Source organism: Alteraurantiacibacter aestuarii, from assembly GCF_009827405.1.
GTDB classification, from domain to species: domain Bacteria; phylum Pseudomonadota; class Alphaproteobacteria; order Sphingomonadales; family Sphingomonadaceae; genus Alteraurantiacibacter; species Alteraurantiacibacter aestuarii.
The window spans coordinates 167,628-179,531 of record NZ_WTYY01000004.1; the positions used below are offsets into that span (position 1 = coordinate 167,628).

Below are 11,904 nucleotides of genomic sequence, written 5' to 3' on the forward strand. Positions count from 1 at the left end.
CTGACGCGGGGCGAGGGCAGAGGACCAGGGCGGGGGCCTTACAGTTCCTCCGCATCCAGATAGGTCACATCCATGCCCAGCGTGGCGATCTGCTCGTCAATCTGCGCGCGATCACCCACCACCACGATGGTGAGCGCGCGCGGGTGCAGATATTGCGTGGCAGCGGCGTTGATCGCATTGGCATCGATGGCCCGGTAGATTGACGGCAGGCTCTCCTGATAATCGTCCGGCCGATCCAGCAGATCATTGCCGAGCAGCGCAGCCAGCACCTGGCCATTGGTCTCAAAGCGATTGGGCAGGCCGCGGATATTGCCATCGGTCACGCGCTGCAATTCCAGTTCATCCACCGGACGCTGCGCCGGAAATGCCTCCAGCTGCTCCAGGATCACGCGGATCGAATCTGCCGTGCGATCAGATTGCACAGCGGTGGATACAGTGAAGCTGGTGCTCGCCAGACGCGGGGCGATGGAGGATCGCACGCCATAGGTCCAGCCGCGTGTCTCACGCAGATCGTCATTGAGGCGCGAAAGGAAGCCGTTGCCGATTACCTCATTGGCCAGTTCCAGCGCTTCTGTCCCTCTGTCTGTGCCCTTGAGGGGCAGCAGGCGGCCCAGCAGCAGCACCGATTGCGGAGAATTGGGGCGGTCAATCACTACCAGCCGCGCTTGCGCAGGCGGTGTCGGCTGGTTGATGGCCTTGGCCGGGGGCGGGGCGGCAGGGGCCGTCCAGCTGCCAAAGGCCTGATTGAGAAGCGGCAGCAGTTCGGCCATGTCGATATCGCCCACCACGGTGAACTTTGCCAGATCCGGGCGGAACCATTCGGCATGTTCGGCGCGCAGCATCTGCGGTGTCAGCTGTTCGATCACGTCATAGTCGCCAATGGTGGCGGCCATCGCATAGGGATGGTCCGGTCCGTACAGCAGCGGGCCGAGCGCGCGTGTAGCCAGCGATCCGGGCGATGTGCGCTCATCCTCGATCTCTGCCAGACGCTGGCCCTGCACGCGGGCAAAGGCATCGTCGGCAAAGCTGGGGTTGAGCGTGACATCGGCCATCAGCTCCAGCGATTGCGGCAAATTGCTGGTCAGCGAGCTGAGGTAGACGCGGCTGGCATCGACACCGGTCGACGCGGAAATGCTGGCGCCCAGTTCCTCCTGCTCGATCACGATGTCCAGCGGCCCGCGCGTTGCGGTGCCTTCGGTCAGCATGTCCATCATCAGTTCGTGCTTGCCTGCCTCAGCGCGGGCATCGACGGACGATCCTGCATCCAGCGAAAGCGCGATAGTGACCAGCGGCACGGTGGAGCGCTGCACCAGTTCCACCTCTATGCCGTTGGCGAGCCGTGCGCGCCGGGCATCGGGGAATTCCAGGTCCGACACATCCGCCACATCGGGTATGGCGCGCGGAGGGCCGGTGCGCTGCGCGGTGACGCCGCCGCCTGCATCGGGTGCGCGGGATGGCACGGTCGCTTCATCACCCCAGCCGCCCATCAGCGCGCCGTCCAGTGTGCGCTCTCCGGGCACCACCACCAGCGTATAGGCGGGGCGGGTCATCCAGCGCTGCATGGCATCGCGCACTTCGGCAGGGGTCAGCGCGGCGATACGCTGCAAGTCCTTGCGGTAGAATTCAGGATCGCCGGTGTAGAGCAGGCTTTCCGCAAGCTTCGCACCCTTGCCGTCCATCCCGCCCACGCGTTCCAGCCCGCCAAGCTGGCCGGAGATCAGCTGCGTGGCCGCGCGCGAGATTTCCTCGGTGGTGGGCCCTTCTGTGATCAGGCGCTCAATCTCTGCATTGAACAGCGCTTCGGCTGCTTCGCGGTCAGCGCCCGGTGCAAGGTCGAAGTCGGCCGAGATGAAGCTGATCTGCTCATGTGCCTGCGTTCCGGCGGAAACCCGCGTCGCCAGCTCCTCGCCATAGACCATCGCATTGTCGAGGCGCGAGGAATACAGGCCGCCGAGGATATAGGTCCCAACCTGCAAGGGTACGGAATCGGGATGGGTCATGCCGGGGCCAGTCCAGTTGCGCGATACCCGCACCTGGCTGACCTGATCGGCCATTTCCTCATAGATCGGTTCGGCCAGCGTCACCGGCTCAGCCGCCACGGGCGGCACATCGGGGCCGCGCGGAATATCGCCAAACCAGCGTTCCACGGCAGCGCGGGCGGTGGCGACATCGATATCGCCCGCCAGCGCCAGCACCACGTTATTGGGTCCGTAATTGTTGGTGAACCAGCTGCGCACATCCTCCAGCGATGCTGCGGACAGATCCGCCATCGATCCGATGGTCGCGTGGCGATAGGGGTGGCCCACGGGCAAGAGCCGGTCATTCACGCTATATTCGGCCAGAGCGTAAGGTTGATTGTCACCCTGGCGCTTTTCATTCTGCACCACGCCGCGCTGGCGATCGAGGTCTTCCTGCGTCACCGCGCCGAGCAGATAGCCCATGCGGTCGGATTCCATCATCAGCGCCCGGTCGAGCGCGCCAGTCGGCAAGGTTTCGACATAGTTGGTGCGATCATACCAGGTGGAGCCATTGGTGGGGGTGGAGCCGGCACCCTCCATCGGGATGTCGAAATTCTCCACATTCTCACTGCCGTTGAACATGATGTGTTCGAACAGATGGGCAAAGCCGGTGCGGCCGCGCGGTTCATTCTTGGAACCGACGCGGTAATATGTGGTCACGCCCACAATGGGGGATTTGCGATCGGTATGGACGATCACCGTCAGACCGTTGGCCAGCGTGAACGTCTCATAAGGAATGTCGATCTGGGCAACGAGGCCGGACAGATCGCCTGCTGCCAGATTGCTCGCTCCCTGTTCGCTGGCCGTCGCCGGGGCGGAGATGACCGGAGGAGCCGCAACTGGCGCAGTACATGCGGCCAGAAGGGCGAAGGGCAGGAAGGCGGAGAGAATGCGAGCTGGTTTCATCTGCATCTACTAGCACAGCAAATATGCTTTTGAAGTGCTGATTGATCCGGATCAGTGCCCATCGGTGCGGGTTGGCCCACTAATCACCCCAGCAGGGGTTGCATTGCGTCATCGCCTACCGATTTAATGCAATAACACACCTGAATTTGTATCCGGATTTGCCAAGGGGGCTTGTGTTGCAAATTGGCAACACTATCTTGAAGCAAATTAGAATTGAGGGCCTGTTATGAACCTGGAAAAATTTACCGACCGCGCCAAGGGTTTCCTGCAAAGCGCGCAGACCGTTGCCATTCGCAACAGCCACCAGCGGATCAGCACGGAACATCTGCTGAAAGCGCTGCTGGAGGATAATGAAGGCATGGCCGCCGGGCTGATCCAGCGTGCCGGTGGCAATGCCGCGCTGGCCGTGACTGAGATCGACAAGGCGCTGGCCAAGATTCCGGCCGTTTCGGGCGGCGGAGCCCAGCAGACCCCCGGCCTCGACAATGATGCCGTGCGCGTTCTCGATCAGGCAGAGCAAGTGGCCGAGAAGGCGGGTGACAGCTATGTCACCGTGGAACGCCTGTTGCTGGCACTGGTGCTGGCCAAGACCACCGTGGCAGGCAAGGCGCTGGCCGCGGCCAATGTCACCGCAGAGGCGCTGAACAGCGCCATCAATGAACTGCGCAAGGGCAAGACCGCCGATACCGCCAGCGCCGAAAACGCCTATGACGCGATGAAGAAATACGCCCGCGACCTGACCGAGGCTGCGCGCGAGGGCAAACTGGACCCGGTGATTGGCCGCGATGAGGAAATCCGCCGCACGGTGCAGATTCTCGCTCGCCGCACCAAGAACAATCCCGTCCTGATCGGCGAGCCCGGCACCGGCAAGACCGCCATTGCCGAAGGGCTGGCGCTGCGCATTGCCAATGGCGATGTGCCGGACAGCCTGAAGGATCGCTCGCTGATGTCGCTCGATCTTGGATCGATGATCGCCGGCGCGAAATATCGCGGCGAGTTCGAGGAGCGGCTGAAGGCCGTTCTGGACGAGGTGAAGGGCGCAGACGGCCAGATCATCCTGTTTATTGACGAGATGCACACGCTGATCGGCGCTGGTGCCTCCGAAGGATCGATGGATGCGGGCAATCTGCTCAAGCCGGCGCTCGCCCGCGGGGAGCTGCATTGCATCGGCGCGACCACGCTCGACGAATATCAGAAATATGTCGAAAAGGACGCCGCCCTCCAGCGCCGCTTCCAGCCGGTGTTCGTGGATGAGCCGAGCGTGGAGGACACCATTTCCATCCTGCGCGGCATCAAGGAAAAGTACGAGCTGCACCACGGCGTGCGCATTACCGATGCGGCGATCGTGGCGGCAGCACAGCTGTCCGAACGCTATATCTCCAACCGCTTTCTGCCCGACAAGGCGATCGACCTGATGGACGAGGCCGCCAGCCGCATCCGCATGGAAGTGGAAAGCAAGCCGGAGGAAATCGAAGGCCTGGACCGCCGCATCATCCAGCTCAAGATCGAGGAATCGGCGCTGGGCAAGGAAAGCGATGCGGCATCCAAGGATCGCCTTGCGACCCTGCGCGAGGAACTCGCCAATCTTGAGCAGCAATCGAGCGAGCTGACCACCCGCTGGCAGAACGAGCGTGACAAGATCCATGCCGAGGGCAAGCTCAAGGAAGAGCTGGACCAGGCGCGGATCGAACTCGAACAGGCCCAGCGCACGGGCGACCTGGCCAAGGCGGGTGAGCTTTCATACGGCCGCATCCCGGAACTCGAAAAGGCGCTGGTCGCTGCGTCCCAGACCACCGAGAATGCGCTGCTGCGCGAAGAGGTGACCGAAGACGATATCGCCGCCGTGGTCAGCAAGTGGACCGGCATTCCGGTCGACAAGATGATGCAGGGCGAGCGCGACAAGCTGCTGAAGATGGAAGAGGTCATCGGCAAGCGGGTGATCGGGCAGGATCAGGCCGTGGTGGCCGTGTCCAAGGCGGTGCGCCGCGCGCGCGCAGGCCTGCAGGACCCCAACCGTCCGCTCGGCTCCTTCCTGTTCCTGGGCCCGACGGGCGTGGGCAAGACCGAGCTGACCAAGGCGCTGGCCGAATTCCTGTTCGACGATGACAGCGCGATGGTCCGCATCGACATGTCGGAATTCATGGAAAAGCATGCGGTGGCCCGGCTGATCGGCGCGCCCCCGGGCTATGTCGGCTATGAAGAAGGCGGTGTGCTGACCGAAGCCGTGCGGCGCAGGCCCTATCAGGTGGTGCTGTTCGACGAGGTGGAGAAGGCCCACAGCGACGTGTTCAACGTGCTGTTGCAGGTGCTGGACGATGGCCGGCTGACGGACGGGCAAGGCAGGGTGGTCGATTTCTCGAACACGCTGATCATCCTGACGTCAAACCTTGGCAGCCAGTATCTCTCCAGCCTGACCGACGACCAGAAGGTGGAAGATGTCGAACCGCAGGTTATGGAAGTGGTGCGCGCGCATTTCCGCCCCGAATTCCTCAACCGGCTGGATGAGATCATCCTGTTCCATCGCCTGGGCATGGAGCACATGGCCCCGATCGTGACGATCCAGGTCGGCCGGGTGCAAAAGCTTCTGAAGGATCGCAAGATCACCATCAACCTGTCCGATGCAGCGCTGCGCTGGCTTGGCCGGGTGGGCTATGATCCGGTCTATGGCGCGCGGCCATTGAAGCGGGCGGTGCAGAAATACCTGCAGGACCCGCTGGCCGACATGCTGCTGGCGGGCAAGATACCCGATGGCTCAACGGTAACGATCGATGAAGGTGACGGCGCACTGAAGATGAGCGTCGCCTGACACAGGACAGACGCGTGAGACAGGAGAGGGCCGGGAAGCGATTTCCGGCCCTTTTCACGTCATTCGTAACCCAGGAACTTGCGCAGGCCGGGCGCTGCATATTCGATAAGCCGCTTGTGCTCATCACCCAGAACCTTGGGCACAAGGTCGGCGCGGCCGGTCAGCTTCTCGCTGGCGGTGGAGCTTTGCTTGCGGTCGGAACCGATGCGCACACGCTCCCGCCAGTCATCGGGCACCTTGGGCAGGCCGGCGGCCGCGAACAGGTCCATGAAGAAAGTCTCTGACTCGTCGCTGTCGAGGTTCTTGATCGCCTTGATCAGATCCTCGTAGCGTACGAGCTTGGAATCGCCGCAATTCATCCAGGCGACGCCCATGTAGGTGAACATCTCCTGCATCGACAGCGATGACTTGTGGATGCCGAAAATCATCAGATTGATCAGTGAATCGACCGGCAGGTTCTCGTTCTTCACGATCACCTTCTCATCGCCGAATTCATCCGACAGGAAGAAGCGAGCGCGGGCCAGCACCCAGCTATGCGGATCGCGCACCAGGATCAGCTTGCGCGGGACCGATGCTTCCAGCGCGCTGATATCGGAGAACAGCAGGTGCCCCCAGCTCAGCAGGTTGCGGTTGGGATTGAACGCCTCGACATGCTTCTTGAGATTGGCGAACTGCACGAACTGGTCGGCATAGTGATCCTCCAGCGGCACGAACATGCGGAAGATGTTGCGCAGCAGGTGCGAGCCTGACTTGGGAATGGAGTTGAGAAACAGCGAGCGTTCAAGCGGTATCTGCTCGAACTTCTTGTTTTCCTCATTCAGCGTGTCTTGCTTCAGGCGGATCGTGACCATGGTTTTTCCCGAATTCTGGATTTGTTTATCGCGGATAAACGAAGGGCGGCGGGTTTGTCACCCGCCGCCCCACATTTCCTGAGCTTCGCTGCTGATCAGTAGCGAATGTTGAGGTTCACGAAGGCGCGACGACCAAGCAGGTCATACTGCGACTGGAAGGCACCCAGGCCGAACTGCGTAATACCATCACCGCCAACGTTGGAGGTGCGCGGCGGACGGACGTCGGTGAGGTTCGAGATACCAGCGGTAATCTCGAAGTTGTCACCGATTTCACGCGTCACCGACACGCTGTGGTAGAACTTGGCCGACTGCGTCAGGTCCAGACATACCGGGTTCGGGTAGGTCGTGAACTGGTAGCAGAGGTTGCCGCCCGCATCGACGCCGTTGTTGTCGACGTAGTCCTGAATGTCATCGGTGGCACCGATCACGTCCAGGCCATAGAACAGCGACCACGGACCGGTGTCCAGCTGGACGCGGAAGTCGCCAACGAACCGGGGCTCGCCAGATTCGCCATTGCTGTCCTCAAACGATCCGGGGAACAGTTCCACAACGTCCGTGGTCTGCCAGGTCATCTGGCCCTGAATGGTCAGGGTCACGTCACCAGCGAAATCATGGACGAGACGCGCGGTCACGTCGACGCCGTGGTTTTCCTGACGAGCAACGTTGAGGAAGTCATCGGTGATGAAGGCAACGTTGGCAGGCAGACCCGAGTTACGACGCGGGTCACCCAAGGGAAGATCCTGGTTACGTGCGAACAGGTCACACAGAGGCTCTTCCGGGAAGAAGTCCGAACCGTAACAGGCTGCCAGCACGTTGAAGCCACCCAGCTGGGCGATTTCATCGTTCACTTCGATTTCGAAGTAATCGACAGCCAGGCTGACCTGCGTGTTGGGCAGGAAGTCCAGCGTGGGCTCAAAGATCGCACTGACGGTCCATGCGGTCGATGTCTCGGGGTCGAGACGGCCAACCTGGCCACCGGTGAAGATCGTTGCACTGATGCCCTGGCCCAGGTGGTTCGGGCCAACACCGTCAGCCGCACAGTTATCTGCGAACTGCTGGGTGATTGCGCCTTCATCAAGGTTACGCTGCCACTGGATACACGGGTCAACAACACGCTGGCCAAGCGACGAGGTCTGGTCGGCCAGGAACTGTTCGAACAGTGCCGGAGCACGGAACGACGTACCGTAGGTGCCGCGAACACGGAACCAGTCAGTCAGTTCCCAGTCAGCACCCAGCTTGTAGGTGAAGTTGCCGTTGTCGCTATCCGACTGGCCATCAACCGTACGGCGCGCGCTCACGTTGGTGAGACGACCGGCAGCGGTGAGGGTGAAGGATTCGATGAACGGAATGTCCGACAGAAGCGGCAGCGAGATTTCGCCGAAAGCTTCCTTGGTCTGCACCCGGCCAGCCGTACGGCCAGCAGTGGTCACGCTCCATGCGTTGGCGTTCTGCGTGATGTAGCCGGGGTTATCGTCGATCGTGTCTTCACGATACTGGACACCCAGAGCCAGACCAAGCGGGCCGCCCGGCAGTTCGAAAACTTCGCCGCTGACGATGGCTTCAACATACTTCTGTTCGTAAACAGTGTTGCCGGTTTCCGTGCCGAACAGGAAGTTCACTTCTTCCGGAGTGAACTCACCAGCCAGGAAATACGGATCGAACAGACGCACATCTACGCAGGGACGCTCGTAAGGAGTGCCCGCACCGACCGTGGTGCCTTCGCACAGGTCGGACAGGTAGTAGTTATAGTCCAGGATGGAGTCGTTGAAGGTCTGGACCTGCGAATAATCACCGTCCGAACGCGACCACTGACCATAGATGTCATAGCCCCAGTTGTCCGAGATATCGCCACGAACGCCGAGCACGCCGCGCATGTAGTCCACTTCCTGCCAGCTATCGAACTGGTCGGTGTAGGCGGTGGGGCTGAACACGGCATAGCCGGACCAACCCTGTGCACTGGGACGCGGATCGCCCGCGAAGCCGCCTTCATACAGGTAGCCATCGTAGTAATAGGAGTAATCGAAGGTTTCGCCGTAGCCGAAGCCCCAGATCTGACGCGATGCGTTCACGTAGTTCTTGCGCTTGTTGTACAGGAACTCGCCATACAGCTCCATGTTGGAGGTCAGCTCATAGGCACCGTCAACATACACCGTGTAACGGTCCGTCTGCGGGATGACCGTGTCGAAATCCATCAGCGGGTGGTAGTTGTTGGTAACCGCAGCGCCTGCAACCGAGTTGCTGACGTTGTACCAGCCCGGAGGCGTGCCGATCTGGCCGGCGAACTGCACCGGACCATTGGGAGTGACGGTGGCACCCAGGTTGTCACCCGGATAGTCGTACTGCAGCAGAACCGAGCTGAAACCGCCCGGGCTGTTGGGAATGTTGGTGGTGCCGTCGGCGGAACCAAGGTCGGCGCCGTCATAGGTCCACACGTGGCCCCAGGTGATGTCGCTCTCGCCATTACAGGCAAACTGGCCGGTACGCGGATCGATCAGGTCGGCGCGCGATGTGAGCGTGGTGTCGGTGAACACATAGGCTTCCGGGCAGCCGAGATAATCGCGGTCGCCGCGAGTCAGCTCGTTACGGCGATAGTAGTTGACCGACGCCAGGATGTGGCCGCGATCAAAAGTGGTGCCCCAGGTTGCTGAAGCAGACCAGGATTCGCCACCGGATTCGAAAGGAACCGAGCCGAAGAAATCAAACTCGACACCGTCAGTGTCGGTCTTGGTGATCAGGTTGACCACGCCGGCAACGGCGTCAGAACCGTAGATCGACGAAGCGCCGTCCTTCAGGATGTCCACGCGCTGGACGATGGACTGCGGCAGGACGTTGAGGTCGAATGCCGAAACGGCACCGCGGGTACCGGCTGGCCCGGCACGGCGACCGTTCAGCAGCACCAGCGTACGCTCGGCACCAAGGCCACGCAGCGAGATCGTCTGGGCGCCCGAACCGCCATTGGTGACGAAGTTCGAGGAGATCGCCGAGGTGATCTGCGAAGAACCGGCAGCAATCGGTGAGCCCTGGATCATTTCGCCGGTATCCATCAGGCCCTTGCGGACTGCGATTTCCGGGTCAACGACCGTCAGCGGTGCAGGAGAGCTGAACTCGTCACGACGAATGCGCGAACCGGTGACGAAAATCATGTCACCCTGGCTGGCGGTGGATGCGGCAGGTGCCTCATCATCTTCGGCGTCGGTGATCAGAACATCCTCGGCGTCTTGCGCGAGAACAGGGTTCGCGGCGAGAGCCACGGAAAGCGCGATGGGCGCACTAGCGCCCCTCAATGCGGATCGAAATGTCACAGGTCAGTCCCCACTATGCGGCCGAATATTGGCCTGGAAATTGGATGTACCCCCTGATCGCTTAGTGTCCCCGGGCGACCAGAAGGGGATAGCACGGTGCTGCTAGCTGACGTGCTTGAAGGTAGAACTGGTTTCAATTCCAATCATACTTCTTCTCGAGATTGTTGCAGTCCTGTTGCAGTTTCACCACATATTCGTTTCAGAGCTGTTAACTGCCATTGCTTGACCCTGTGAGTGGCCCCGCTAGGACCTCCTGAACCGGGCCGCACAGGCGGCTTTTGCAGCAGGAGAAGGTGCCAGATGAAGGTCGATTCCTCGATCGCAGCCATTGTTACAGGCGGGGCTTCCGGCCTAGGCGAAGCCAGCGCCAGGGCGCTGGCGGCCAAGGGGGCCAAGGTCGCACTGTTCGACCTGAACGAGGAACGCGGCGAACGCGTTGCCGCAGAAATCGGCGGGATCTTCTGCAAGGTCGATGTTTCCGACGAGGCTTCCGTCGATGCCGGATTCGCCCGCGCGCGCGCTGCGCACGGGCAGGAACGCGTGCTGGTCAATTGCGCCGGCATTGGCACGATCGGCAAGATCACCCGGCGTGACCGGGATACCGGCGCGGTCAGCCATATGAAGGTGGACCTGTTCATCAAGACGCTGATGGTCAACACCGTGGGCAGCTTCATGTGCATGGCCAAGGCCGCCACAGGCATGATGGAAAATGCCGAACCGCTGACCGATGGGGAGCGCGGCGTGCTGGTCTCCACCGCTTCCGTAGCGGCGACGGACGGGCAGATCGGCCAGGTCGCCTATGCCGCTTCCAAGGCGGCGATTCACGGCATGACCCTGCCGATCGCGCGCGACCTTATGAGCGAGGGCATCCGCGTGAACACCATCATGCCGGGTATCTTCAAGACCCCGCTGATGGATAATCTGCCCGAAAACGTGCAGGAATCGCTCGCCGCCGCCGTGCCTTTCCCCAAGCGGCTCGGCCATCCCGAGGAATATGCCGACCTGGTGATGACCATGGTCGAAAACGGCTATTTCAACGCCGAGACCGTCAGGCTGGACGGCGGCATCCGCATGGGTCCGCGCTGAGCCAGGGCGGAAAGGGAGGGGCGCTTATGGCTCAGCAGATGGGACAGTGGCATATCGGCGTTATCGGCGGATCGGGACTGTATGAGCCCGGTGCGCTGGAAGATGCGCAGGAAATTGCCGTCAATTCAGCTTTTGGCGAACCTTCCGGTCCGGTCACCACCGGCCGCATCGGCAATGTGCGTTTCACCTTCATCGCCCGCCACGGCAAAGGCCACCGCCTGTCCCCCAGCCATGTGAACTTCCGTGCCAATATCGATGTGCTGAAACGCTGCGGTGTCACCGATATTCTGGCCATTTCCGCCATAGGGTCGCTGCAGGAAACGATGGCGCCGGGCACGTTCGTGGCGGTTGACCAGCTGATCGATCGCACTGTCGGGCGCGACAGGAGCTTTTTCGGCAACGGTATTGTGGCGCATGTGCCACTGGCCGATCCGGTATGCCCGCGCCTTTCAGGCCTGGCTGCCAGTGCGGCCGAGCAGGCCGGGGCCACCGTCCACCGTTGCGGAACCTATGTCGCCATAGAGGGTCCGCAATTCTCCACCCGCGCGGAAAGCCATCTCTATCGCCAGTGGGGTGCCGATGTGATCGGCATGACCGCCATGCCCGAAGCGCGTCTCGCCCGCGAGGCGGAGCTGCCTTACGCGCTGCTGGGAATGGTCACGGATTATGATTGCTGGCGTGATGAGAAGGCGGACGTCGACGTGACAGACATCCTTGCGGTCATGCGCGCCAATGCCGATCTGGCACGATCCTGCCTGACAAGGCTGGCGCAGTCGCTGCCGGACGAACGGGAGGCCAGCCCCATCGATACCATCCTCGACATCGCTATCATCACACCGCCCGATCACTGGGACAAACAGGCGCTTGCACGCCTTGATGCGGTGGCTGGCCGGATTGTAACAAATGTGCCGGTTTAGGTCGCCAGACGTGATTTC

General features: G+C 61.5%; 6 protein-coding genes. 3 read left to right on the forward strand and 3 right to left on the reverse strand.

What is annotated here, in order from left to right; translation table 11 throughout:
* Positions 1-38: 38 nt before the first annotated feature.
* A complete protein-coding gene (locus tag GRI32_RS09080; protein WP_237437485.1) occupies positions 39-2,924 on the reverse strand; it encodes a M16 family metallopeptidase in 2,886 nt (961 codons plus the stop codon).
* A 226-nt stretch (positions 2,925-3,150) separates the two neighbouring features.
* On the opposite strand from GRI32_RS09080, the gene clpB reads away from it, so the two are divergent.
* Positions 3,151-5,730, forward strand: a complete 2,580-nt coding sequence (clpB, locus tag GRI32_RS09085) for an ATP-dependent chaperone ClpB (protein WP_160591454.1) — start codon at positions 3,151-3,153, stop codon at positions 5,728-5,730.
* Between the two features lie 59 nt (positions 5,731-5,789).
* Here the strand turns inward: clpB and GRI32_RS09090 are convergent, their stop codons facing one another.
* Together GRI32_RS09090 and GRI32_RS09095 are read right to left on the reverse strand one after the other, a co-directional pair.
* Entirely contained in the window at positions 5,790-6,581 is a 792-nt protein-coding gene (locus GRI32_RS09090; RefSeq protein WP_160591456.1) for a hypothetical protein, read from the reverse strand.
* Between the two features lie 95 nt (positions 6,582-6,676).
* Positions 6,677-9,832: a TonB-dependent receptor domain-containing protein gene (locus tag GRI32_RS09095; RefSeq protein ID WP_160591458.1), complete on the reverse strand. Its 3,156-nt coding sequence runs from the start codon at positions 9,830-9,832 to the stop codon at positions 6,677-6,679.
* 351 nt (positions 9,833-10,183) lie between these two features.
* Here GRI32_RS09095 and GRI32_RS09100 point away from each other — a divergent pair, with 351 nt between their 5' ends.
* Both GRI32_RS09100 and mtnP read left to right on the forward strand, forming a co-directional pair.
* The gene (locus GRI32_RS09100) at positions 10,184-10,969 is read left to right on the forward strand and encodes an SDR family NAD(P)-dependent oxidoreductase (protein WP_160591460.1); all 786 of its coding nucleotides are present in this window, start codon (positions 10,184-10,186) and stop codon (positions 10,967-10,969) included.
* A gap of 26 nt (positions 10,970-10,995) precedes the next feature.
* Positions 10,996-11,886, forward strand: coding sequence for an S-methyl-5'-thioadenosine phosphorylase (gene mtnP, locus GRI32_RS09105; RefSeq protein ID WP_237437486.1), 891 nt, complete (start codon positions 10,996-10,998; stop codon positions 11,884-11,886).
* Positions 11,887-11,904 lie beyond the last annotated feature (18 nt).

Coding starts and splice junctions, on each gene's coding strand:
- GRI32_RS09100 (WP_160591460.1), top strand. CDS start 10,184: ATGAAGGTCGATTCCTCGATCGCAGCCATTGTTACAGGCGGGGCTTCC.
- GRI32_RS09080 (WP_237437485.1), bottom strand. CDS start 2,924: ATGAAACCAGCTCGCATTCTCTCCGCCTTCCTGCCCTTCGCCCTTCTG.
- mtnP (WP_237437486.1), top strand. CDS start 10,996: ATGGCTCAGCAGATGGGACAGTGGCATATCGGCGTTATCGGCGGATCG.
- GRI32_RS09090 (WP_160591456.1), bottom strand. CDS start 6,581: ATGGTCACGATCCGCCTGAAGCAAGACACGCTGAATGAGGAAAACAAG.
- clpB (WP_160591454.1), top strand. CDS start 3,151: ATGAACCTGGAAAAATTTACCGACCGCGCCAAGGGTTTCCTGCAAAGC.